Annotated in this window: 17 protein-coding genes; 6 read left to right on the forward strand and 11 right to left on the reverse strand. The window is 40.0% G+C overall.

Translation table 11 applies throughout. The features are described from left to right. Nucleotides 1-12 precede the first annotated feature (12 nt). From AAH582_RS03440 to AAH582_RS03475, 8 genes are all read right to left on the reverse strand, one after another. Nucleotides 13-1,050, reverse strand: a complete 1,038-nt coding sequence (locus tag AAH582_RS03440) for a sialidase family protein (RefSeq protein ID WP_343321228.1) — start codon at nucleotides 1,048-1,050, stop codon at nucleotides 13-15. Between the two features lie 160 nt (nucleotides 1,051-1,210). After that, nucleotides 1,211-2,647 carry an alpha-L-fucosidase gene (locus tag AAH582_RS03445; protein ID WP_343321229.1) on the reverse strand — a complete coding sequence of 479 codons (1,437 nt, stop codon included), beginning with the start codon at nucleotides 2,645-2,647 and terminating at the stop codon, nucleotides 1,211-1,213. Nucleotides 2,648-2,721: 74 nt separating this feature from the next. Continuing rightward, the gene (locus tag AAH582_RS03450; protein WP_046674152.1) at nucleotides 2,722-4,314 is read right to left on the reverse strand and encodes a SusD/RagB family nutrient-binding outer membrane lipoprotein; all 1,593 of its coding nucleotides are present in this window, start codon (nucleotides 4,312-4,314) and stop codon (nucleotides 2,722-2,724) included. 4 nt (nucleotides 4,315-4,318) lie between these two features. After that, nucleotides 4,319-7,639 carry a SusC/RagA family TonB-linked outer membrane protein gene (locus AAH582_RS03455; protein WP_046674151.1) on the reverse strand — a complete coding sequence of 1,107 codons (3,321 nt, stop codon included), beginning with the start codon at nucleotides 7,637-7,639 and terminating at the stop codon, nucleotides 4,319-4,321. Between the two features lie 23 nt (nucleotides 7,640-7,662). Beyond that, complete coding sequence (locus AAH582_RS03460; RefSeq protein WP_046674150.1) at nucleotides 7,663-8,826, reverse strand: ROK family protein; 1,164 nt, start codon at nucleotides 8,824-8,826, stop codon at nucleotides 7,663-7,665. A gap of 487 nt (nucleotides 8,827-9,313) precedes the next feature. Next, nucleotides 9,314-10,894 carry a SusD/RagB family nutrient-binding outer membrane lipoprotein gene (locus AAH582_RS03465; protein ID WP_156167642.1) on the reverse strand — a complete coding sequence of 527 codons (1,581 nt, stop codon included), beginning with the start codon at nucleotides 10,892-10,894 and terminating at the stop codon, nucleotides 9,314-9,316. 19 nt (nucleotides 10,895-10,913) lie between these two features. Then, entirely contained in the window at nucleotides 10,914-14,138 is a 3,225-nt protein-coding gene (locus tag AAH582_RS03470; RefSeq protein ID WP_286752303.1) for a SusC/RagA family TonB-linked outer membrane protein, read from the reverse strand. A gap of 49 nt (nucleotides 14,139-14,187) precedes the next feature. Further along, a complete protein-coding gene (locus AAH582_RS03475) occupies nucleotides 14,188-15,354 on the reverse strand; it encodes an ROK family protein (protein ID WP_046674147.1) in 1,167 nt (388 codons plus the stop codon). 227 nt (nucleotides 15,355-15,581) lie between these two features. On the opposite strand from AAH582_RS03475, the gene AAH582_RS03480 reads away from it, so the two are divergent. The 4 genes from AAH582_RS03480 to AAH582_RS03495 all read left to right on the forward strand — a co-directional run bounded on the left by AAH582_RS03480 (nucleotide 15,582) and on the right by AAH582_RS03495 (nucleotide 20,221). Next, nucleotides 15,582-16,793, forward strand: a complete 1,212-nt coding sequence (locus tag AAH582_RS03480) for an acyltransferase family protein (protein WP_343321230.1) — start codon at nucleotides 15,582-15,584, stop codon at nucleotides 16,791-16,793. Between the two features lie 104 nt (nucleotides 16,794-16,897). Then, nucleotides 16,898-17,176 carry a 30S ribosomal protein S15 gene (rpsO, locus tag AAH582_RS03485; RefSeq protein WP_046674145.1) on the forward strand — a complete coding sequence of 93 codons (279 nt, stop codon included), beginning with the start codon at nucleotides 16,898-16,900 and terminating at the stop codon, nucleotides 17,174-17,176. A 590-nt stretch (nucleotides 17,177-17,766) separates the two neighbouring features. Continuing rightward, entirely contained in the window at nucleotides 17,767-19,950 is a 2,184-nt protein-coding gene (gene pnp, locus AAH582_RS03490; protein ID WP_046674144.1) for a polyribonucleotide nucleotidyltransferase, read from the forward strand. Between the two features lie 82 nt (nucleotides 19,951-20,032). After that, the gene (locus AAH582_RS03495; protein ID WP_343321231.1) at nucleotides 20,033-20,221 is read left to right on the forward strand and encodes a hypothetical protein; all 189 of its coding nucleotides are present in this window, start codon (nucleotides 20,033-20,035) and stop codon (nucleotides 20,219-20,221) included. A 64-nt stretch (nucleotides 20,222-20,285) separates the two neighbouring features. Here AAH582_RS03495 and AAH582_RS03500 read toward each other — a convergent pair whose 3' ends face one another. Beyond that, nucleotides 20,286-20,612 (reverse strand): DUF493 domain-containing protein, encoded by a 327-nt coding sequence (locus AAH582_RS03500; protein ID WP_046674143.1) that lies wholly within the window; start codon nucleotides 20,610-20,612, stop codon nucleotides 20,286-20,288. A gap of 77 nt (nucleotides 20,613-20,689) precedes the next feature. Next, a complete protein-coding gene (locus AAH582_RS03505; protein ID WP_343321232.1) occupies nucleotides 20,690-22,972 on the reverse strand; it encodes a GH92 family glycosyl hydrolase in 2,283 nt (760 codons plus the stop codon). Nucleotides 22,973-23,119: 147 nt separating this feature from the next. On the opposite strand from AAH582_RS03505, the gene AAH582_RS03510 reads away from it, so the two are divergent. After that, entirely contained in the window at nucleotides 23,120-24,130 is a 1,011-nt protein-coding gene (locus AAH582_RS03510) for a LacI family DNA-binding transcriptional regulator (RefSeq protein WP_112373823.1), read from the forward strand. Here the strand turns inward: AAH582_RS03510 and AAH582_RS03515 are convergent. Continuing rightward, nucleotides 24,120-24,500, reverse strand: coding sequence for a methionine-R-sulfoxide reductase (locus AAH582_RS03515; RefSeq protein WP_046674140.1), 381 nt, complete (start codon nucleotides 24,498-24,500; stop codon nucleotides 24,120-24,122). The genes AAH582_RS03510 and AAH582_RS03515 overlap by 11 nt on opposite strands. 491 nt (nucleotides 24,501-24,991) lie before the next feature. Here AAH582_RS03515 and AAH582_RS03520 point away from each other — a divergent pair, with 491 nt between their 5' ends. Then, on the forward strand, nucleotides 24,992-26,254 hold the full coding sequence (locus tag AAH582_RS03520; RefSeq protein ID WP_046674139.1) for a cytochrome c3 family protein: 1,263 nt from the start codon (nucleotides 24,992-24,994) through the stop codon (nucleotides 26,252-26,254). The last annotated feature ends 33 nt before the right edge of the window (nucleotides 26,255-26,287 follow it).

The raw sequence follows: 26,287 nt of genomic DNA on the forward strand, positions 1-26,287 counted from the left end.
GCCCTATTTTTTTTATTTGAGCACAATATGTTTGATACTTTTCCTATTCCAGGTATAGGTGATATGGATGAGGCCCTTTGGATCCTGAATGATTGTCGGATAAGAATACTCATCGTTCTTTACTCCATCTTCCAGGGTTAGGATATCTTTCCAATGTAAGCCATCCTTTGATATGGCGACATGCAGTTTTGTACGTCCTTCCCACCAGTCGTTGCCTGCTATGGCCGGATTGAAGACGATCATAAATAAACCATTTTTTAGGCGGATGGCATCGGTGGCTGAATTGGGATTGAGCAGGTTTGTCGCTTGCCAGGGCCCCCAGGTAAGGCCTTGGTCTGTCGAAAAAGCGGCCATCACCTTATTTTCTTTACTTCGACAAAGCACCTGAATGCGTCCATCCGCGTGTTGAATCACACTGGGCTGAATGACCTGTATGCTGGTATCGGGACGTATTGCGCTGGTGGACCAGGTGCGACCATGATCGGGGCTGATTTCTAGGTGTGCTTTCCAGATTTCTGTTTTGGATTCCGTGCTGGAAGGGGAGAGCAGGAGTCCGTTTGTCAAGGTGAGCGGTTTATTCTTGATAGGTCCTAATATACCTTCAGGCAACTGCCGCGGTGCTGACCAGCTGGTTCCTTTATCAAGCGAATGTTTGACATAGCCCTTCCATTCTCTGGGGTTGGGTCCTATTTTATAATACAAAGATAGGGTGTCACTGTGCGGATACTGATAGAAGACAGGATTCCATGTTGGAAAACGGTTGTCACCAAGGATGCCATCTGCAATCTGTACGGGACGTTGCCACTGTCCATGACTATACAGTGAACTCCATATGACAACATCGGGGTTAGATTCATGTGTACCACCAAACCAGGCTACCAATAAACTGTCTTTTCCGACGACTTGAATCGTGGAGGCATGGCATTGCTGGAATGGAACTTGGCCTGTTTTAAAAATTTGCTCTGACACCAGGATCTTAGGTCGATACGTTGCACATGAGAAAGTTACAAAAAGAAGGATAAATAGTGGAAATAGGTTGATTTTTTTCATTGGGAATTAAGGTTCTAAAAACCCATAGTTTGTTGATGTCTTATTTTCTTATTCCCGAGCAGAAGCTTTGGGTATGTTGAAATGTTCGGGCGGTCATCGGGAAACAATGATCTTTTTAAATGATAAAATTCCGTTGGATTATATCCAACGGAATTTTATATTATTTGCTTTGCAATTGAATTGCAGTAGCATAGCTAAATCGTGTACTAGGACTTCTCAAGGTAATTTGGTTACCACGTTGAGACCAGTCCAATTTACCTTTATGACCTAGAATAGCAATCTTTTTTACGTTAAAATTGTCGGGTACTTGAAAGACGTATTCATTGGGCTGCTGGTAAGTGTCACCTTCAGAAAGATGGAATACATTGACCACTTTACTGTCTTTGCTTCTGGTGTAGTAATAGTCACCTTGGTGATAAGGAGCAATGGTACGTGTTGCAAACACTGCAGTTTGATTGATTTTCATCCAGGCTGCCAGCTCGTTCAAGCGATCGTATGCAGCCTGATCGTAATCCCCTGTAGGGCCAGGGGCTATGTTCAATAAGTAGTTTCCGCCGCGAGAAATAATTTTCACCAATGTTTCTACGATTTTTTTGGTCGGCTTGTATTGATCGTTGGGCACATAACTGAATGAATTACCCATGGTGATGCAACTTTCCCATGGAATATCCAACGGATGTTCAGGAATCGCTTGTTCGGGAGTGACATAATTTTCCCAGTTTCCAGGTACCGTACGGTCAACGACGATAATACCCGGTTGATTTTTTCTTGCCATGCCACCGATGCGGTCCATGTCAATATTTTGATCCATTTTGATTGTCTGTTGCCAGTCGACAGATTTGTCAACCGTTTCTAAGGGGCGGACCTGGCCTCCATCCAACCAAAGGATATCAACCTTGCCGTATTCGGAAGTCAGCTCGTTGATCTGATTGTAGGTAAAGTCTTTAAATTTTTGCCAGCGGTCCGGATATTTTTTAGGGTCATAATTTACATTTCTGTCTTTTGGCGGAAAGTAGGACCACCAGTAGTAATCGGAGTGCCAGTCCGGTTTGGAGAAATAGGCGCCAATTTTGAAGCCATCATTGCGAAAAGTATTGAAGATTTCTTTGGTTACATTGGCCTTTGGATTTGTCGAAAATGGCGTTTTAGCAGAGGTGATTTTATAATCCGATTCTTTGGTATCGAACATGGCAAATCCATCGTGATGTTTGGTTGTAAAGACGACATATTTCATGCCGGCAGCTTTAGCGGCATCGGCCCATTTTTGAGGATTAAAATCTGTTGGATTAAAGGTTGTCTGTAGATTTTCGTAGTTCTTGAGGTATTCGAAATAGGTTTTACCATGTTCGGGTTTGCGTTGGGTCCAACCTTCATCTTCAGGACAGATACTCCAGCTTTCAACGATTCCCCATTGACTATAGGTACCCCAGTGCATGAAAAGGCCAAACTTCATATCTTGCCATTGTTCGAGATTTTCAATCACTAGAGGATCTGTCGGTTTTTGATAGCCATTAGATACGTTATGTGCTTGGCCAAACGCTAATGTTGCGCTTGAAGCAATCAGCGCGGTGGATATAATGGTTTTTAGTTTTTGCATGGATAAAGATAGTGAAAATGATAAAAAGAAGGCCACCTTAGGTGGCCTTCTTGTAGATAGATATAGCTTATGCGTTAATTTACGTCCCAGAAGAGTTTGGTGTCAAGCTTATCTTTGCTTTTTACAGCGTCATAATTTGCGCCATTTAAATTCACTTCTGTTGCGGGGATATTCCATCTCGCAGGGACAGTTTTTTGAATATCAGATACTTCTGTTCTAAAAGTAAATACAGGGTAATTTAATCTTCTTACTTCCGCCCAGGATTGTAAAGGTTGAATAACGTTGAAGTGTAGCCATTTCTGAGTGGCGATTAATTGAACGTTATTTGTTCCCCAACCAATATTTGAGATGTAGGTATTGATCTGATCTTCTGTTGGTTGTGCTGCGGCAGTAGTTGTGTTGTCTTTGCTTAACGCCCTGATTGCAGGAAATAGTGCAATGGATTGTTTTATGCCTTGTTCGAAAGCTGATTTTGCAGCAGCATTATTTCCGGTCCTGTTGTAATATTCTGCAAGTAAGTAATTGACTTCTGATGCCGTGATCAATAAGCCCGGGAAATATTCATTTCTCGAGTAAGTAGAACGATTATAGATGGCAATCTTACTTGGATTAGCTGGTGTTCCGGAAATCAAAGCAGTTTGTTCTGCACTCGTTAGAGACTGATCTAGCCCAATATAAGCTCCATTAGCACCTTGTCCAGGTTCAAAAATAAATGGTAATCTCGGGTCTGCCTTTGAAACCATGTTGTCAATCATTACTTTCCCGGCAATATTGGCGTTCCAACTTTCTAAACCATCTCTAAATCCTCTTGCATTGATATCTGATCCTGAATTGAAGACACTGATGTCGATATTATCTGCATTGGTGAGCGTTAATGGATAAGTTGATTGATTTCCAATAATGTCGGCCAGCTCTTGGTTTGCTCTTGCTGTAAAAGTAGAGGCAGCACTTACGCGAGTCAACATACGTAGGCGAAGGGAATTACAGTATTTTTTCCATAGTGTAATGTCACCTTTGTTTATTAAATCTTGCGTTTTAAAAGACGTGGAAACACCTGAAGTTAGTGCTGGTAGTGTATTAAGCTCGGTACTAATGGCTTTTAGGTCATCCAGCATCGTTTTATAAATATCTTCTGCAGTGTCATATTTAGCATACGAGCTCGGATAATTTCCACCATTGGTGCTCAACATGCCTGCTTGCGACCAAGGGATATCTCCATGTAAATCAACAACCTGTTGCGTTTGATCATAAAAGAAAATCTTTGCTGCAAGGTAAAATATGCGTAGCTGAGTTCGCTCTGCTTCTGGCAATGCTGTGTATACTTTTTCAAATTCTCTGTATTGTGCAAGACCTGCATAATAAGTATTCCACCGATCTTGGGTAGAAGCACCTCCCGGTATTAATTGATTATTCTCGTTTGCCCATCCCGTAGCCTGAACATAGCGATTAGCAGTCGATCGGAGGATAACAAAGTAATTCCAGTAACTTGGGACAACCAGTTCTCTGTAGGAATAGGTAATTCCTGCGAACTGTTTGTCGGCTGACACTTCACTTATTTTTCCTGGATCTCTGTATAACTCATCAAAAGATGATTTACTACAAGAGGTTATTGCTGTAATACCCGCGGCACATAGACCAGCAAGTAAGATGTGTTTTTTGATTTTCATAATTTTAGAAACTTGCGCGTAACATTAAACCATAAGTTCTTGTTGCTGGACCTGAACCAGCATTGGTAATTTGTTGTGACCAGTGTGAACCACCTGTCATTTGTTCAGGATCGAGGTGTTTGGCGGTTCTGTAGATGAAGAACAAGTTTCTTCCAAAGGCCGATAAACTGATGTTTTTCGCTTTTAACTTGCGAGCGAAATCTTTCGGAAGTCTATAAGCGAGCGAAAGTTCACGCATCTTGATATAGTTGTTTTTCTCTACATAAAGTTCATAACGAGAGTTTCCGCCATATTGTGGGCCACCCCAGTTATAGGTTGAATTGAAGTAGGTCGCTTGGGAGATGATATTCGCGTTTTTAGTACCATCTAATAAAACCCCGTCCAATAACATACCATCATGATAAACCGTTTCTCCATTAGGTCCAGTGGAACCAGTAGTAGCAATTCCTTTTCCTCCAGACAAGTAGTAACTCAATCCACCATGTTCAGCGTCCATACCCTCTAAGGTTTCTTCTAGCAAGCCTCTACTTTTCATCCAGTTGATACCGGTAGGCATAATATGTCCTCCCCAGCGGAAGTCAATTAGAGCGTCCAAAGTGAAATTTTTGTAACTAAAGGAGTTGATGAACCCACCAATTGCTTTAGGCATGGCATTACCAACTTTTTTGTACGTTGTGTTATCCAATTGATATAAACCATTTGCGTCAACAATCATTCGTCCTTGATCATCTGTTTTTACCGGCCGAGCGTAGATATCACCCAATGGTTCTCCAACTCTCGAAATAATCTTAGCTGCATCACCATCAATAAATCGGTGCTCTAATTCGGTCGCACCGCCTGCTAATTGCTCGACCTTGTTTCTGTTGAACGCAAGGTTAACGGTTGTATTCCACTTGAAGTTTTCACTTTGAACTGGTGTACCGTTAACAACAAATTCCCATCCTTTGTTACGTAATGTACCTACGTTTGCAACAATGGAGCTAGCACCTGTCGTCATTGGTAAAGAGAAATCTAGGATCTGATCTTTGATCTGGCCATTGTAATAAGTAATGTCAAATCCTAATCGGCCTTTTAACAATCTAGTTTCTAAACCAAATTCGATCTCATGCTTGGTCTCAGGTTTAATGCGCTCATTTCCGAAGCCGGAGGTTGGAACCTGTGTATAAATCACAGATCCTGTTCCTTGATCGCCCAGTGTTTTTTGAGAGAAGCTCAAGGCGCTTTGGAAAATATTAGGATAATTTCCCACAATTCCCCATGAGCCTCTTAATTTCGCATAATCGAAGACTTCCGGAAGTTTAAACGCATCAGATAAGATTAAACTTGAGTTGACCGATGGATAATACAAAACATTGTTATCTGGGTGCATCTGTGAAATAAGCTCACGACGTAATGTCCCTTCTACATACCAATAGTCTTTAAAACTAAAATTTAAAGTTCCAAAAGTTGCATCTCTTAATGACCAAACCCTAGCTTGTGAGCTTCTGGAATCATTAACGGAGGCTGATAGATCATACCAATTGCGTTGAGATAATCCACCGTTAGTCCAGCCACTAACCGAAAAGTCCTGATTTTTTGTCGCAGTATAGCCTACTGCAGCTCCTAACTTAATGTCCTTATTAATTTGTTTTTTATAGGAGGCAAGAAGGTCGGTGTAATAAATGTTTTGATTTTGATTCTTTGTCGTAAATCCTGACTCGGTGTCAAAACCGTAAAGTAATGGGAAGCGATTAGGGCTGCGGTCTTCAAATCGTGCTGATGTAACGTCAGCAGAGAATCTAGCGCGAACAGATAAATCGTCTGTGATTTGATAAGTATTGGTAAATGAACCAATTAAACGGTTTGAATATTCATCACTTGTTTTAGCTCGAGTATTCCAATAATAATCTAATACATCGACTTTATATCCGTTGTGTATTAGATTTTCACCCGGGGTAAGACTTTGATTCGTTCCAGTTACATATTTGTAACCTAGGCTTGTTTGATAGCGATCTGCATACCAGTCTGGGTTATCAAATGTGGAAATCATCCCCGTAAAATTGTTAATCAAACGATCCGTCATAAATGGCCTGTTATGCGTATGCTGATTGATATAATTAACGACAACATCGGTTGTCAGTTTATTCCACAATTTAAATGTTGAGTTAAAATTGACAATGTTCTTTTTGTTATACGAATCGAACGACGTCATCTGATTATCTTGACGCGTAAGGGAGAAACGAACATTTGACGTTTCTGTTGCGTGGCCTAGCGCGAGATTAAGGGATGTATTGTTGGGATTGTTGAAAAACTTTCCATAAGCATTCTGAGCTTCATAAGGCCGCACTTTACCGTCCCATGTTACCGTTGGTAGTCCATCAAATTTAGGCCCGAAGTTTACCGTTGCGGGTAAAACACCTCTTGTAACTCCATCAACAGCCCGATCAGCACCATAATAGAAAAATTTATCTTCTGCCTGTCCTCCATTTGCATAAGCTAAGCTATAGCCTGGCCCCCGTACATTTTGGAATTTGGGTAGGTATGCAATTTGATCATGCGTATAGTTTGCATTAAAATCAATTGAAAAGCCTGTACCCCCCTTATTTGATTTTGTTGTGATAAGGACAACACCATTCATTGCTTCAGATCCATATAATGCAGCAGCTGAAGCGCCTTTTAAAATGGATACTGTTTCGATATCCTCAGGGTTTAAATCCTCAAGGCCATTACCACGAGCACGTTGGTCGCCCCAATAATTGGAGTTATCAAATTTATTTTGGCGCATAGGTACCCCATCAATAATGACTAATGGTTGTGAACCTCCTGTGATAGAGTTAATACCACGAATATTGATATTTACGCCTGAGGTCGCTCCCCCTGGAGCAGTTGTGATGCGTACGCCCGGTGCTTTACCATATAATGCCCCCGCAAAGTTTGGTGAACCGGTTTTTGTTAGTTCTTTAGAATCAATCGTACTCATGGCATAACCAAGCTCTCTCGGGGCTTTTTTGATACCCATGGCAGTAACAACAACTTCTTCCAGGTTGGATTGATCGCTGGTTAAGCTTACGTTGATTGTTTTGTTGGAACCAACCACAACTTCTTGGGATTTGTAGCCCACCATGGAGATGCGCAAAGTTTCACCTGTTGAAGCTTGGATTGTGAAAGATCCATTGCCGCCAGTTTGGGTGCCCCTGCTGGTTCCTTTTACGGAGACAGTGGCGCCAGAAATTGGTCCATTAGCATCTGAAACTATTCCAGAAATGCTTTGCTGCGCGTAGAGCGATGTAGCACTGAAAAGTGTACATAGCGCCAATCCTGCAGTTTTTTTGTAAAATAGACTCATGTTTTAGGTGTTTGTGTAAAACGTTAGTTAATTATGTTAGTAATATATTTTTCGATGACTAAGGCAGTTGTCCCCTTTTGTTGTGCCCTTTTATGCAGTGTGGAAATTGCCAATGTTGTCTTCCTTGAAATCTTCGGAATGCTATATTCATTAATGGCCACTTGAATATGAGGCGCCAGAATATCCCCAATTTCTGCACCACGGCCACTGATGATTATTTTATCCGGATTGAGGATGTGTATTAACGTCGAAATTCCCTTGCCAAGTAAATAGCCAACTTTCCCAATGTTGTTGATTGCTACCTGATCTCCGATTTGGACGGCTTCAATTAATGCGTCGATTTTATTGATGTGTTCATGGGCCAGTTTATCATAAATGGAATATTCTCCATTCTTTATATCCCGCTCGGTATTTCGAATGGCTGCACTAATGGAAGCTTCGACTTCAAGACAGCCGCGTTTGCCACATGAGCATAAGGTTAATGTATCGGAAAGTGGAATATGGCTGAATTCGCCGGCATAACCTGATGTTCCCTTGAAGATATCATCATTGATGAGTATTCCTAAGCCTACACCCCAGTTTAGATTGATCACGAGCGAGTGGGATGAATCTTTTGCTTCACCAAATTTCCGTTCCGCGAGGGCGATACAACGTGAGTCATTGTCAATGATGGCCGGAACCTTAAATTTTTGCTCAAATAGTTTTCGAATGTTATATAAGGGTGAATCTTCATTGTACGATTCATTGAGACCTGTTTCCGAATCAACAAAACCAGGCATACTTATTCCAATACCGATTACTTGTGTAATGTTGATCTGGTTGGAAATGATGAAATTGTTCAATGCTTCCAGAATGGACTCCGTTGCCTTCTTATCTCTAAGGTCGATTGGAATATTATTTTGCGACGAAATTGTTTCAGCCTTGAGATTTGAGGAAGATATGGATGTATAGAATTGATCGATAGACACGCTAATAATACTTTGCTGTAAATTTTCATTAAGCATGTATTGTATAGCTTTTCTTCCACCTGTGGATGCTGCATAACCTTTTTCGACAACAACATTTCGTGTCAAAAGATCATTGATCTGTTTGGTGACAGAGGGGATGCTTTTCGATAAAGAGTTTGCAATATCTGCAATCGGTTGCATCGGCCTGTAATACAAAATTCTCAAAATTTCGCCGCCCATAATTTAGTTCAATTGTATTAGTATAACTATTGGTTTTCTCTAAGTTTCATAATGGCTGATAAAAATCATTTCATCGCGCCTTGGTTTTTCATAGTAACTTGCTTATAGATCATCAATATGTTTAGATTCTCATAAGCATTGTATGTTAAAGATAAACACACTTTGTGTTAAGTTCAAAATTCTTTTTAAAATTTTTAAAAAGAATTTGATGATAATGTGTTTTTGGTCAAAAGAAGGCTCTTTTTTTTATCTAATGAAGAAAGGTTGGGTGGGTATTGTAACGAAATTGCTATAATTTTAAGTGATATTTAAGCGAGAAGCCCTGACTATCATCTCCTAAAATGGGCGTTTTTTTTAGGGATTTAACGCTTATTGGTATCTGTATAGTTCGATATACTAGTAAAATAAAAGAGCCTGGGAATACCAGGCTCTTTCAAAGTCTCAGGACAATTGCTCGCGAGATTTTATTCGTTTAAATTGTGATCATCTATTTGACGTCCCAGAAGATTTTAGTTGTTCTTGTATCATTTGCTTTAACAGCATCGTAATTAGAACTATTATTTGAAATCTCTTGGGTAGGATATAATAAACGTTTAGGAGGATTTGCGTAATTAGCCAATCCAGCCACAGGATATGTCAATATTGGATATCCTGTACGTCTCAATTCAGCCCAAGCTTGTTGTGCCTGTAAAAAACCATAATGTAACCATTTTTGAGTCCATATTAATTCTAGGTTCTTTGCTTGAGTTGTTGAGAAGCTGATAGTCGATTTGTCTACAAAGTCATTGATGACGTCATCGGTAGGTTTTTTCTCTGTTTTCAGTCCTGAAGTATTTAAATTATTTAAATAATAATAGAAAGAAACGGATTGTTTAACAGCGACATCGTAAGCATCTTTGGCCGCATTACTTGCTCCCCATCTTAATAACGCTTCAGCTTTATTGAAATTGGTTTCAGAAGCGGTAATGACAATTCCCGGCAAAGCATTGTTGTCGAAGATAGTTGCCGAATCCAACACAGCGTAGTCTTGATAATTCTTCTCCATATCCGCTGAAGTAAAGGAAATTGGCATTGCTCTATACTCTTTGTTCTGAACAAACTTACCGTCTACTGTTTTTCCGAATTTATCATAAAGTACCGGAATACGTGGATCATTCGCTGGTAACATCACTTTGTTCAACATATGATCTGTTGCGAATTGGTTAGGACCTTCAATCAAAGCCTGTCTCAAAGTTCCCGTATAGTTTGTTAGCGGCTGCAATAAGATGTCTTCATTTCTAGGGTTATAGTTTGCCGTTGCGCCACCATCTGCCAATGGATATTGTGTTGGGTTATTCAGCATTTCAAGTACTTCAGTTCTTGCTTTTGCCTCATCAACAAAAGAAATACGCATCAATAGACGCAGGCGAAGTGAATTGGCATACTTACGCCATTTCGCAACATTACCGCTATTCAAGATGTCGTATTTTGAAAAATCGGGATTGGTCGTTGCTGTTGATAAATACGTGTTGATATTTTTCAATTCGCTGATGAACTGATTGTATAATTCTTTTTGCGCATCAAACTTTGGCTTAATAATCGTACTTGTTGTTGGTAGACTACCGGCTTCACTGAAAGGAATGTCACCAAAATTATCCACTAATTTAGACGCCTCGTCAAACAATACAATTTTGCCCGTTTGGATAAAGATCTCTTTACTTGCTTTCTCCGCTTCAGGAAGTTCAGCGTATGCTTTTTCCATGCTTCTTGTGATACCGAGTACACCAGGAGCATAAAAGTCCGTCCAATATGCATAAGAGTAGCTATCGTTCGGCTGATACATGGTATTTGACGGATAAAAAGACGCTGTCTGCGTATATACTGCCTGATTGGACAGAATAAATGTACGGTAGTGGTAATAAGCTGGTCTTACACGATCATTATTTAGCATTTCGGCAAAGAACGCCGGAATATTTGCTTTTGTCGATGCATCTGGGTTTTGAAACTTGTCGTCAAGTTGTGATTTACAGCCGACCATCGTCGATAGGGCCGAAACCAAAGTTAATATAGAAAGAAAAGTTTTTTTCATGATTCTCGTGGGTAAAAAATTAAAAATTAGCATTCAATGAAAAACCGAAACTTCGGGTAGCAGCAGATGAACCAACGTCTACACCTTGTGCCCACCATTTGTTACCTACTGGAGCTTCAGGGTCAAGATTTTTCAATGTACGGTAGAAGTAGAATAGATTTCTGCCCAATAAAGAAACCTTTAAGTTGTTAATTTTAAGTCTTTTGGTGAAACTGTCTGGAATACGGTAACCAATAGACAATTCTCTTAATTTGATAAAGTTGTTGTCGTAAACGGCACCTTTTTCAGTCCAAGAATCTGCACCCCATCCGAATGTGTTCATGTAATATTCTGCAGCACTCAAATGTACATCGTTTGCTTTTCCTGTATTGGCGTTAACACCTTGCAAAGTCACTCCATTTTCGCGATATGGTAAGGTGTTTTCATATAGACCAGCACTCATGCCGTATTTGAGGTTTTCGGATACCATTTTACCTCCAAAACGATAATCAGCAGTAAAGTCTAACATAAAGTTTTTATAGGTAAATGTATTGGTCCAGCCTCCGATCGCTTTTGGCATAATGTTGCCAGCATATTTGTACTTGGTTTTGTCGATCACATAGAGTCCATCGTCAGAGATCAAATTATTGCCGTTTTGATCTTTGGCAATGTCATAAACGTAAATATTTCCTAATTTCTCACCTTCTTTTGCCGTAATCTTCAAAGAGTTTTCATCGGCAGAGTAGAATACCAATTCTTCAACACCCGGTGCTAGGGTTTTAACTGTCGACTTATTAAATGAATAGTTTAGTCTAGAATTCCAGGTAAAGTTTTCATTTTGAATTGGGGTACCGTTGATAGAAAGCTCCAAACCGTTATTGGCAATTTTTCCGATATTCAAAATTTGGGAAGTAGCCCCTGTAGAGGCTGGTGTTGTAAGTCCTAAGATCTGGTCGTCGATATAGTTGTTGTAGTAACTAACATCCAATCCTAATCTATTTTTTAGAAACTTCAATTCCATACCGACCTCAACCTCATATTTACGCTCAGGACGTAGATTAAGATTTCCATAGTTATTTCTATAGGTCAATGATGGAACAGCTCCATTGATGGTCAATAATGGATTTTGGTTGTAAGCGATATTTGCTTCGTAGATTGCGGCATCATTACCAACAATACCGTAGGAAGCGCGAAGTTTACCGTAGGAGAACTTATCAGACTTGATATCGAAAGCATCGCTGAAAATAAAGCTACCACTAACCGAACCATAGCGATAATTATTGTTTGATGAAGGTAGTGTAGAAGAATATTCAGAACGATAAGTACCGTCTAAGTAAGCAAATCCTTTATAGCCAATATTCAAGGAACCGAAGTAGGCATATTTTAGCATTTCCTTTCTGCTATTTGAAGTTGTTGCCTGCGCGTAACTGTTGCTTAAGCTAAACCAGTTTTCTGTGACAAGACCACCTGCTGTACTTGACGATTGATCATCATAACGCTCTGATCTCGATTGGAAACCCACGCTCGCTGAATAGTCGAAATCTGCATTGATTTTGTTGCTATAGGTTGCCATTACATCACCATACAGGATCGAATAGACTCCTTTTGAAGTTGCGAAGCCTCCAGAACTGCTGGTAGTTGAATTGTAAGCCGTTGCATATTCGTTGTATTGCTTGTTGATGCTCGTTGCAGAAGTTAAGTCATTACCAATTCTTCCGCGGAGTTTCAAGTGATTTACAACATCCCAGTTTAATGTGGCACTTGTTAAAATCCTATTTTCGGTCTCATCATAACTGTTTTTGTACTGATTCCAAAAATAATCTAAGAGGTTAGAAGCCCTCATCGTGTATTTGAAGTCTTCAGGACGTCCTGTTCCAAATTTGGAATATTTGTAGCCGTCAGTGGTTTGATACGCATTTTTCATGGCAGACATATCTTCTGTTCTGCTGAAAAACCCGTCGAAACTTCCAAGTACCTGACCCAACAGATAGGTTCTGTTGTGGGTATTGGTATTGATAAAGTTAGCGACGATATCGGTCGACAATTTGTCGCTAAGTTTTAGCGTGCTATTAAGGTTGAAGGTATTTCTGTTTTGTTTACTACCAGGGCTCGTACTTTTATAGTCCATTCTGGTCGCACTCAAACGGTAGTTAATTTTCTCTGTTTGGTTTGAGATACCAACGTTAATATTGGAATTGTAGCCTTTGTCAAATACGTCGTAGTAGTTATTTTCACGTGCTTTGTATTGACGTACCTGTCCGTCCCACCACATAACATCTTCGCCAGTGAATTTTGGACCAAAACTTCCGTAGGATCTATAGTATGGCCTTCTTCCCGAAGGAGAATTAGCATCTGTAAACCAACCTTCGGCAGACGCGCCGTTAGCGATGTTTGTCGCTGCGTCGTAACCGGGTCCATAAATATTTTGGAACTTCGGTAAAAAGGCTGCTCTTTCGATTGATCCATTATAGTTGAAGTCAATTCCTAGACCTCTTCCTTTTGTGCCTTTCTTTGTTGTAATAACAATTACCCCACTTGCAGCGTCCGAGCCGTATAGTGCACTGGCTGCAGCACCTTTTAAGATGGAAATATTGTCGATATCAGCGGGGTTGATGTCCAGCATACCATTACCCCTAATACGTTGATCGTCCCAATAATTATTATTGTTTGCACCAGTCGCACCACCTTGTTGATCGTTACGGATGATGATACCATCAACAACATAGAGGGGCTGACGTTGATAGTTTAATGAATTGATACCACGGATTTGAACGTTAACCGCACTGGCAGAACCACCCGGAGCAGTGGTGATTTTCACACCTGGTGCTTTACCGTATAGTGCTGATCCAAAGTTGGTGTTACCCGCTTTAGTGATTTCCTCAGCTTTGATATTGCTAACTGCATATCCTAGCGCCTTAGATTCGCGCTTGATGCCCATCGCTGTGACAACAACTTCATCTAAAGCCGAAGCGTCCTGATTTAAGGATACTTTAATCGATTTAGCGGAAGTAACCGTAACTTCTTGGGTTTGGTAACCCACAATAGAAATACGTAATACTTCTCCTGGGGATGCTTGAATGGTAAAAGCTCCGCTTGCATTTGTTTGGGTTCCTTTGGCAGTGCCCTTAACAGAAACTGTCGCTCCTGAAACTGGACCTTTGGCGTCAGTTACTGTACCAGTAATGGTTTGTTGTGCGTAAAGCGAAGTGGCGCTAAATAGCGTACACAATGCTATACCCGCTGCTTTTTTGTAAAATAGACTCATTTTTTAATGATTAGTATGAATTACAATAAGTAAATGATTAGTGTGGTTATTATTTTGTTAAAATTTTATTAATGTGATTTTCGACTACAATCGCTGCAGTACCTTTGATTTGTGCATGTTTGTTTAAAGATGACATTTGCACATTTGTCGTTTTTGCAATTTCAGGAATACAAAATTCATTGATGGCAATCTGTATTTGGGGATTCAAAATTCGGCCCAGTTCTGCACCTCTTCCGCTGACGATGATCTGTTTTGGATTCAGAATATGGATAAGCGTTGATATGCCTTTACCCAACATATAACCTATTTTTCCTAAATTATTGATAGCAATTTGATCGCCCACGTTCGAAGCTTCAATTAAAGCATCGATTTTGTTGAGCTTACTTTTTACAAAAGTACTGTAAATGGAATATTCATTGTTTTGGATGTCAGTTTCCGTACTTCGAATGGCTGCGTCTAATGAAGCTTCTACCTCTAGGCATCCCCTTTTCCCGCAAGAACACAAGGTGTTGTCATCCGAGAGCGGGATATGACTAAATTCTCCCGCAAAACCTGATTCGCCTTTGAAAACAGAGCCATTGATAATAATGCCCAATCCAACACCCCAATTTAAATTGATAATGAGTGAATGATCAATATCTTTTGCTGCTCCAAACTCTTTTTCTGCTATAGCAATGCATCTGGAGTCATTCTCTATCACAGTTGATATTTGGTATTTTGCTTCTATGCTACTTTTAATACGGTATAAAGGATGGTTGTGCGGGTAAGATTCATTGACACCCAATTCTGAATTGACGAATCCCGGTATACTAAGGCCAATTCCAATTATTTTGTCCCTTTGGATTCCCGATAGTTCCAAAATCGATTCAATTTCGTCCAATAGTAAATTAGCAGAATTACTGGACTTCAATTCTAAGGGAACATCGCGGTGTTCGATAATCTTCTGCTGATTGAGATCTGTTAAGGTAAATGTAGAGAAATGCTGATCGGCTGAAATTGTCAGGATATAAAAATTCAGCGCTGGATTAATAGCGAACTGTAAAGGACGTCTTCCGCCGGTAGATTCTGCAAAACCACATTCAACAATTATTTTTTCTTCAAGTAAACGATTGATTATTTTTGTAATGGAAGGTGTACTCTTGGAGAGCTTTTTGACCAACTCTGCAATAGAAAGCGCAGAATCAAAATAAAGGTTTTTCAATATTTCTTTTTCCATTAGTTCGTGTGGTTTCTAAAAGTTGATTAAACTTTTGTTAAAGATATGTTAAATCGCATGTAAGATCAAAATACTTTTTAAAAAACTTTAAGAAGTTGTTGCTGCGCGGCGTTTTTTTTGTTTTTGTGTAACAATCTACATTCCTGTTTGTGCCATTAAATCATAGATTAGGCATAAAAATGAATATCAAATAGCTTATATTTACCTTTTAATTATACAATCTGATTATGAAACAACGCTATTACTCCTTGGATGTCTTTCGTGGGGCTACTGTGGCACTGATGATTATGGTGAATAATCCGGGGACATGGGCTCATATGTTTGCGCCGCTAAAACATGCAGAATGGCATGGTTGCTCGCCTACAGACCTGGTTTTCCCCTTTTTTCTATTTGCTGTTGGTAACGCCATGTCTTTTGTGATACCTCGTTTACAGGAGGCTGGCCCGGCCGTATTTTGGCAAAAAGTCATTAAACGGACGGTCTTAATTTTTGCAATTGGACTTTTCATCAATTGGTGGCCTTTTGTGAAATGGGATGGTGCAGAGCTGGTTTTTAAGCAATGGGTAGACGGAACTGACCCGAGCCGGGGGATTCGTATTTTTGGCGTATTGCAGCGCATTGCTGTCGCCTACTGTTTTGCGTCTATTCTCGCCTATTATTTTAAAGAGAAAACCATTATTTGGATTTCAACAATCATTTTATTGTTATACTGGGCGATTTGTGCAATCGCTGGCGGGGCAGATCCCTATAGTTTGGAAGGCTGGTTCGGAACAAAGTATGATATCGCCATTTTAGGTTTACCGCATGTTTACAAAGGGGAGGGGGTACCCTTTGATCCCGAAGGACTGATGAGCACATTACCGGCAATTGTACAGGTCGTCTTTGGATATTTAGTTGGCGTTTTTATAAAAAAGCAGGGTCAGGTGGATTGGTTATGGACCAAAGTGCCGACGTCTCATGAGCCGCATTTTAAATTGTTGGCGGGGATGTTTGTGACCGGATTTATTTTGGTCGTTTTGGCTTGGATATGGGCTTTGGGTTTTCCGATCAATAAAAAAATATGGACAAGTTCCTACGTACTTTATACCACAGGTTTGGCAACCATGACGCTGGGTGGCATGATCTGGTTTATTGAAGTACAGGGCGTAAAAAATAAATTGACACAGTTTTTTGATGTTTTTGGTAAAAATCCATTGTTCATCTTTGTGTTGAGTGGGATCTTGCCGCGCTTTTTGGGATTATTCCGAATTCCTGATGGCCTAAAAGAAGATGGCACACAAAAATACCTCGACGCTTTTGGCTGGTTCTATAAATACGTTTGTGCGAAAATCCCCGGGATACCAGAAGTTGGATCTTTTGTTTATTCGTTATGCTTCCTGACCTTAATGTGGGTAATTTGCTATTGGCTGGACAAGAAGAAAATTTATGTAAAGGTGTAACATCAGGGAGATCTTTGCTTGTTAAATTATTTTGGCACTCCAAGATTTTTGTTATCTTTGCAGCCAATTAATAAAATTTTTAACGCTTTAATATTATTCAGGAAATGTATTTAAGTAAAGAGTACAAAGCTGATATCTTCGCAGAATTTGCTGGATCAGCTACAAACACAGGATCTACTGAAGGTCAAGTTGCTTTATTCACTAAGAGAATTGCTCACTTAACTGAGCACTTGAAAAAAAACAGAAAAGATTTCGGTACACAACGTGCCCTACAAATGTTAGTAGGTAAACGTCGTTCATTATTAGCTTATCTTTATAAAAAAGATATCAACCGTTACCGTGCGATCATTAAAGGTCTAGGTTTACGTGATATCATCAAATAAGCTTTTATACAAAGGTGTTAAGAAAGCCATCCAAATTTTGGATGGCTTTTTTTATTGTGTATATCTAGACAGATTTATTAGTGAACTTTGCGCGTCTCAAAGGGATTATTCTATTTATAACGGCTTTCGCAATTGCTTGGGATACCCTTGGGAAAAGGAGGGGATGGTATAGGTTCTTTCTTACTTCAATTTCGCCATTTAGTCATTATTTAATCGTTTTTTCCTCGGAACTTCTTCGGTCTTTATTCGCTTACAACCGAAGAAGCACCGAACGAGTACCGAACAAGTACCGAAGAAGTACCGAACAAAGGGCGAAAATGAACATAAAATTTTCCCAGTCTGTTTTCGTACTGTTGGCGCCTAAACTTACCAATGTTTTCCAGGTTTACTGCTGAACTTTTTGCTCTGAGCTATGTTGTTGAATGAGTCGCTGGACTTTTTGGCACAGTTATTCCGATGGTTTGATGATTTAGCCTGCCGTTAATTGCATTAATCTTAATATTTTAATTTACCTTTGTGCTGAAATCTAATGTATTTAAAATATTGGCATGCTGCCAACAAGATGAAAAGCATGTCGCAAACAAGATTAAATGAATTACAACGAAATTAAAACAACCATCGATATGGGTAATGGCACCCAGATCGAATTGTCTACAGGTAAATTGGCAAAACAAGCTGATGGTGCTGTAGTATTAAAACAAGGTGATACGATGTTACTTGCAACAGTCGTTTCAGCTAAAGAAGCTAAATCTGGGGTTGATTTTTTACCTCTTTCGGTAGATTACCAAGAAAAATATGCGGCAACAGGCCGTATTCCAGGAGGTTTCTTACGTCGTGAAGCTAGACTATCGGATTATGAGGTATTGATCTCACGTTTGGTAGACCGTGCATTACGTCCCTTGTTCCCTGAAAACTATCACGCAGATACACAAGTGGCAATTAGCTTGATTTCTGCAGATAAAGATATTATGCCTGACGCTTTAGCAGGTTTGGCTGCTTCTGCAGCTATTGCTGTTTCTGATATTCCTTTTAATGGACCAATTTCTGAAGTTCGCGTTGCGAAAATTGACGGTCAATTGGTGATCAACCCAAAATTATCTGAACTTGAAAAAGCAACGCTAGAATTTATCGTTGCTGGTTCTGCACAAGATATTGGTATGGTTGAAGGTGAAGCGAAAGAAATTTCTGAAGCTGAAATGGTAGAAGCAATTGCTTTTGCTCATGAAGCGATCAAAAAACAAGTTGCTGCTCAAGTAGAACTGGCTAACTTAGTTGGTAAAACGGTTAAACGTGAGTATAACCATGAGCCTGAAAACCTTGAATTGAGAGATGCTATTTTTGCAGCTACTTACGATAAGGTTTACGCTATTGCAAAATCTGCTTCTGCAAAACATGACCGTTCTGAAAACTTCGCAAAAATCGCGGAAGAGTTCAGAGCAACAATGCCCGAGGAATTGGATGATGATACAGCTTTCTTGTTCAAAAAATATTTCCACGATGTTCAGTATGATGCTGTTCGTAACCTTGTCCTGGATGAGGGAATTCGTCTAGATGGCCGTAACGTACGTACAGTCCGCCCAATCTGGTCAGAAATAGATTACTTGCCTGCTGCACATGGTTCGGCTGTATTCACACGTGGTGAAACACAATCATTGACTTCGGTTACTTTAGGTGCTAAAGACGATGAGCAAATGATCGATGGTGCTTTTATCAACGGTTATAACAAGTTTATTCTTCACTACAACTTCCCTGCATTCTCTACAGGTGAGGTAAGACCTAATAGAGGTCCAGGTCGTCGTGAAGTTGGTCACGGTAACTTAGCAATGCGTTCATTGAAACAGGTACTTCCTGCAGACAGTGAAAATCCATATACGATCCGTGTTGTTTCTGATATTCTGGAGTCAAATGGTTCTTCTTCTATGGCAACTGTATGTGCTGGTACATTAGCACTTTTGGATGCCGGTGTGAAATTGAAAGCGCCAGTTTCAGGTATTGCCATGGGATTGATTTCTGATGAGAAAACAGGTAAATATGCGATCTTATCGGATATCTTAGGTGATGAAGATCATTTAGGTGATATGGACTTTAAAGTAACGGGTACAGAAAAAGGTATCGTTGCTTGTCAAATGGACTTAAAAATCAATGGTTTGAAATGGGAAGTGTTGACGCAAGCTTTGGATCAAGCAAAAGAAGCGCGTTTACACATCTTGGGTGAGATGAAGAAAACAATTTCTGCTCCTCGCGAAGATTACAAACCACATGCACCACGTATCGTTCAATTATTGATCGATAAAGAATTTATTGGCGCTGTAATCGGACCAGGTGGTAAAATTATCCAAGAAATGCAACGTGAGACCGGTGCTACAATTTCGATCGAAGAAGTTGATAACAAAGGTGTTGTTCAAGTATTCGCAGATAATAAAGCGGCTATTGATGATGCAGTAGGTCGTATCAAAGCGATTGCTTCTAAACCAGAGATTGGTGAAACTTATGAAGGTAAAGTGAAATCAATTATGCCATTCGGTGCTTTCGTTGAAATCATGCCTGGTAAAGATGGTTTATTGCACATCTCTGAAATTGACTGGAAACGTCTTGAAACAATGGACGGTATCTTCAAAGAAGGTGATAAAGTAACAGTTAAATTGTTGGATATCGACAAACAAGGTAAAATGAAGCTTTCGCGTAAAGCGTTATTGCCTCGTCCTCCGAAAGAAGACAAACCAAAGCAGGATAAACCTGGCGAAGCTCCTGTAGCTGGTGCCGGCCAAGAATAAGTTTATTCTTTAAATGATATGAAAAGCTCGCTTTACGCGGGCTTTTTTTATGGAAAATAAAACTTAGCAACATCTTTATCCCATGAAAGGTATACTTCGCTTGCTTCTGTTGAAATCCAGTCAGATTCTGGAACAGTTTGCTGCCCGGCGGGATGTCAAACGAATTTTGGATTTTTTAAAGGAGGAGACTGCTGTTAATCTATTGAAACTACATCATGATAGTAAAAGATTTAGTGGCGATTATTGGCTGGATGTTGTGGTGTTGAAATAGGGAGGCGCGATTACAATAACGATGAAACAACTGAGGCTGTCAATTCGACAGCCTCAGTTGCTTTTTATAACATGATAACACCTTTTATCTTCGCTACTTCTTTGTAGTAGTAGATCACCTGGTCGGCGTCTTTAACGTTCAAGTTTACCGTAATTGAAGTATATTTACCTGTTTTGGAATCCTTAAAATCAAACTGAGCACCTGTGTCATCAAATACGCTCTGAATCTGATTGAAGTGGTCCTGATCTTTTGGTAAGATAAATTTATACGTATAGTCCTTTGGAAATGTTTCTAAGTCTTCTAAGCGCTCTTTAAAAGTTTCATAGAAGTCTTTTGGATTATCACCTCCGTCAGGGATATCTTGTATATTGATGTTTTTGTAATCTGCCATGTTTTGTTTCTCCTTAAATATGTTATTAAGGTATTAACAAATATTAATCCAGTAATGTTTTACTGACAATTTTTCAGTTAATTATTGTCAATGCTTGAAGGCCAATCGGCTTTGTTTTTACCAAAGTTTTTGTTTGGCGTAGCACTCATCTCGATTTCCATCTGTCCACCTGCTAAAAGTTGCGCATGTGTAATGAACGTTTTGGCGTAAGGCTTGCCATTTAACTTGATCGATTTGATATATTGATTGGCTTTGCCTTGGTTTTTAACATCGATCGCTAAAGTTTTGCCATTCGGTAGATTGATATTCGCATGTTGCATCATCGGAGAACCGAAGACATAAACACCACTCATTGCATTCAATGGATAAAAGCCCATTGCCGAGAATACATACCATGCGCTCATTTGTCCGACGTCATCATTTCCACATAGACCAGCTGGACTGTTTGTGTAAAACTCAGTCATCGCTTTACGGACTAAGGCTGCACCTTTCCAAGGTTGTCCCGCGTAAGCATACAAGTAAGGGATATGGTGATTTGGTTCGTTACCTTGCGCATATTGGCCGATTAGTCCTGAAATATCCGGTGAAGCTTCACCACCAAGATCCGATGACATGGTCGTAAAATAATCCAGTTTTTTCAAAAATTTCTCCTCGCCACCGAAAAGATTGATCAGACCTTTGACATCTTGGGGTACTAACCAGGTGTATTGCCAAGCATTACCTTCGCAATAGTCATTCTCGCGGTGTTTGGCCATCAATGGGTCGAAAGGTCTGCGGAACGCACCATTGGCTTTTTTACCGACGAAATGACCTACCTCTTTGTCAAAATATTGCTCGTATAGTTTATAGCGTTTTTTGAAATAGGCAGCGTCTTCTGTTTTACCCAGTTTTTCGGCAATTTTATACGCACCGAAGTCAGCAATAGCATACTCCAATGCCCATGCTACAGACTCATTAGGCATGCTGTCGATCGGAATGTAGGTCAGTTCACGCGCATATTTTAGACCGTGATCATTACCCATAGCCGTGGTCTTAACAGCTTCCCACATCAAAGGATAATCTTTCTCGTCAATAATTCCTTTTAAGAAAGCGTCAGCAATCACTGGAATTGCAGGCAGCCCCACCATGGTGTTGGTTTCATTGCCTTGTAAGTGCCACATGGGTAATTTACCTTGTTGTTGATAGATAGCCAACATGGTTTTGATAAAGTCCTGATTGATTTTACGGTCTTCCAAGATGGTCATCAAGGGGTGTAGGCCCCGGTAAGTATCCCAAAGCGAAAATACCGTATGGTTGACAAAATCCTGTTTCTCGTAGACTTGTTTGTCGGTCCCTAAGTAATCGCCGTTGGCATCGTTAAAGATGGTAGGGGCGAAGTAGGTATGGTATAATGCAGTATAGAAGATTGTCTTTGTATCCTTGTCGGCTTCAAATTGAATCTTATTTAAGGTTTTGTTCCAACGTTGATCGGCGTCTTGCTTTACTTTTTCAAAATTCCAGCCTGGAATCTCGGTGTTGATGTTGTTCAGCGCATTGGTCGAGCTTACCGGAGAAATACCGACTTTAAGTTCAATGTTTTTGTTTTTAACAGCATCAAAGAATAAAGCCGCTTTGATTGCCTGTCCTTTGAATGTTGTTTGGCCTAATTTTTCTTCTTTACCGTCGAAAAATCTTACTTTTTGTATCGGTTGGGAAGTTCTGATGGCAAAATACAATTTTTGGTCAGTTGCCCATCCTGTTGAAAAGCGGTAACCAACAAAGGTCGAGTCGTTCACCTGTTTGATGTAAGTGTCTGTCGGTTTATCCCAGTTGATATGGTAACCTAAGTCGACCAAAATATGTGCATTGTCTGTTTTTTCATAGCGATATTGATGATAACCAACACGTTCGGTTGCCGTCAAGTTGGCTTGTACTTGGTAATCATCTAAATAAGCGCTATAGAATCCCGGTTTTGCTACCTCATTTTCTTTTTTGAAGGAAGAGCCATAACCTGTATTCATTTTGTTGAATTCTGCGGGCGTTAATTGTAATTTTCCGTTGGCTGGAACGATCATAAGGTCGTTGAGGTCACCGATACCTGTTCCACTCAGGTGGGTATGTGTAAAACCCAAAATTTCCTGGCTTTTGTAATTGTATCCACTGCACCAATCCCATCCGTTGAACTTGTCCCAAATCTGTGGAATTTGAGTAGGCCCCAATTGCACCGCACCTAAAGGTACATTGGCGCCAACAAAGACGTGGCCATGATCCGCGGACCCAATAAAGGGGTTGACATATTGTGTAAGATTTTGCTGGGCTTGCGCACAAAATGGTAAAATTAGTGTGCCCAACACTGTTTTGAGTAGTTTATTTCCTGTCATAGGTTTTGTTCGGGTATTTGAAAACTGCTTAAAATTAGTAAATAAAACCTTTTAGCGCAATTTTATTATTATTTTAGTAAATTGTCGTTAAATTTTTTACTTTAGTAATCTTCGTAATAAAAAACTTAACAAACCTACTACTACTACATGAAGAAACGTATTCTGATCAGTGATATCGCAAAGGCCTTGGGGATTTCTGTAACTACTGTGTCCTTTATTTTGAATGACAAGGCAAAAGAGAAGCGTATTAGTGAGGCTTTGACAAAGCGTGTGCTGGATTATGTCAAAAAGGTAGGGTATAAGCCGAATGAATTGGCAAAAAGTCTCCGTACCGGAAAGACAAAGATTTTGGGTTTGATTATCGAGGATATTTCCAATCCTTTTTTTGGGAATATTGCACGTCTGATCGAAAGTAAGGTCTATGAGCAGGGCTATCGTATTATTTATTGTAGTACCAACAATGATGTAGAAAAAGCGAAGGAGTTGATCCAGATGTTTTACGATCGGCAGGTGGATGGTTTTATTATTACACCTTCCGATGGTTTGGAAGATACCGTAAAGCAGTTACAGCAGAATAATATCCCGGTTGTGCTCTTCGACCGTTATTTTCCGGGGCTTGAAACAGACTATGTTGGGGCCGACAATTTTCAGGGGGCCTTTGATGCCAGTAACCATTTGTGTCAACAAGGTTATAGACGTATCGGATTTGTATCGCTCTACTCGGATCAAACTCAAATGAAAGAGCGTTCAGATGGCTATATGAAAGCTATGGATAATAATAAGCAGCAAAGTTTTATCCAGAAGATCCAGATGGATGCTTCGGATGAGGAGGCGATGGAATCTTTGCGGGAGTTCATCTGTGAAAACAGGCTGGATGCTGTTTTGTTCTCCACTAACTATTTGGCGATTTCGGGCTTGAAGGCCGCTAAAAAGTTCAACTTTACGATGCCAGCAGTCATTGCTTTTGACGACCATACAGTTTTTAAGCTGGTAGAACCTGCTATCACCGTTGTTTCGCAGCCGATCAAGGACATTGCTGAGAACCTGATCAATATTTTGTTGCTTCGTCTTCAGGGTAAAATAAAAGCAACACGTAGAATGGTGTTGCCTTGTGAACTGAAAGTTCGTGAGTCGACTAAAGTGAAAGTTACTTCGTAGTATCGGCTACAAATTTCATTGAAATAGAATTAACGCAGTGACGTGTGTTTTTTGTCGTAAAGCCTTCTCCGAGGAATACATGGCCTAAATGCGCACCACATGTGCTACAAAGGATTTCAGTGCGGCGACCATCGGCATCGGTGATCCTTGTAATTGCCCCAGGAATCTCATCATCAAAACTTGGCCAGCCACAGCCAGATTCAAATTTCGACTCCGAACGGTATAGCGGGCTGTCACAACGGCGGCAGATATACGTTCCTTTGAGCTTATTGTCTAAAAGTTCACCCGTAAAAGGACGTTCAGTTCCCTTGTGTATAATAATGTATTCCTCTTCTTTACTTAGCGGGTTGTATTTTTTGTTTGTTTCCATGGCTGTCGTATGTTAGTCGTTGATTTTGACAGGAGCGGTCGACTGGGATCAATCTATTCCTTTATATAAAAGAGCATCTCTATAAAAGTAGTATCATCCAGATTCTTTCCTTTTCAGTCTGGGAATTGATCCTGGCCCGGTCTCCATTCATCTTGATAAAGTTACGGAAATAAAGACGAAAAAAAACTTTTTGTGTTCCTCGTGTTCGTCAATTTTGGGTATTTTAAATTGTCATGGAATTGTCTTATATTTGAGTGGCTATCCAAATGAAAAGTTGTAGCGATGGAACTACTTTAATAGCTTAATGCTGTTTTTATCCTTGTTTAAACGCATTTGTTTAGAATGATTATAAATTGATATTAAAGGTCACAAAATTGTCAGCGATTTGTTAATAAATCATACTTTTGTGGCATTGTTAGGGGGGTAGTGGCTCCTTTAACCATGGGAGTTAATTTTTTACATTCACAAATAAATAGTATAAAGTGCTAAATATGAGAACTATCTCATCCGTTTTGGGAAGCCTTGCGAGGGTGGTGTCAACGAGTTTGATGCTATTATTTGCCGTTACGACGTTGCATGCGCAAGATGTCAAGGAAGGTGAAAAAATCTTCAAATCTAAGTGTACATCCTGTCACGCCATTGACAGAAAAGTGGTCGGTCCTGCTTTGAAGGGGATTCCAGAGACGAAAGACGAAGCTTGGTTAATCAAGTGGATCAAGAACTCTCAGGCTTTAATTGCGTCTGGCGATGCTGATGCTGTTAAAATCTTCGAAGAGAACAACAAGCTTGTGATGACTTCTTTTACTGATTTATCTGACGATCAGATCAAGTCGGTATTAGCGTATATCACCGATGCTTCTAAGGAGAAACCGAAAGATCCAAACAAAGATGGAGCTGCTGCTAAAGATGATAACGCGTCTATGTTCATGATTTTGGGCTTGATCGCAGTTGTTGTTTTGGCTGTTGTGGTTATCGTGGTGTTGAATCGTGTGATCCGTACCTTAGAAAATGTTATTGCTAAAAACCAAGAAGCTATTGCTGCGCAACAAGAGCCAGAGGATAGCCAACGTTTTGTGAAGTTTGCGAAAGCATTCGTTAAAAACAAAAAGTTGGTTGGCTTTACAGTCTTGATGTTGGTTGCATTATTAGCTGTCGGTGGTTGGAAGACCATGTGGAACGTTGGTGTTCACCAAGGCTATCAGCCGGTTCAACCCATTAAGTTCTCGCACCAAATCCACGCTGGTGTTAACAAAATTGAGTGTCAATACTGTCACGGTGGAGCATTTAAATCTAAAAATGCGTCTATTCCATCGGCCAACGTATGTATGAACTGTCACAATACAATCACTGCTTCAGAGCATTATGATGGTGAGATTTCTCCTGAAATTGCTAAGATCTATCGTGCATTGGATTGGAATCCTGATACGCGTACTTACGGTAACAATCCAAAACCAATTCAATGGGTTCGTATCCACAACTTACCTGACTTTGCTTACTTCAACCACTCACAACACGTTGTGGTAGCTGGTGTTGAGTGTCAAACTTGTCACGGTCCGATCCAAAATATGGAAGAAGTATACCAATACTCTCCATTGACGATGAAATGGTGTGTTGATTGTCACAAAAAGACAGATATCAAATCGGATAACAAATACTATGAAGATTTGATCAAAGCACACGAAAGAATTAAGAAAGGTGAGAAAATGACTGCAGCCATGATCGGTGGTCTTGAGTGTGGTAAGTGTCACTATTAATAATTATTTGAAATACGCAATCTTATATACAGC

This window comes from Sphingobacterium multivorum (assembly GCF_039511225.1).
GTDB lineage: Bacteria > Bacteroidota > Bacteroidia > Sphingobacteriales > Sphingobacteriaceae > Sphingobacterium.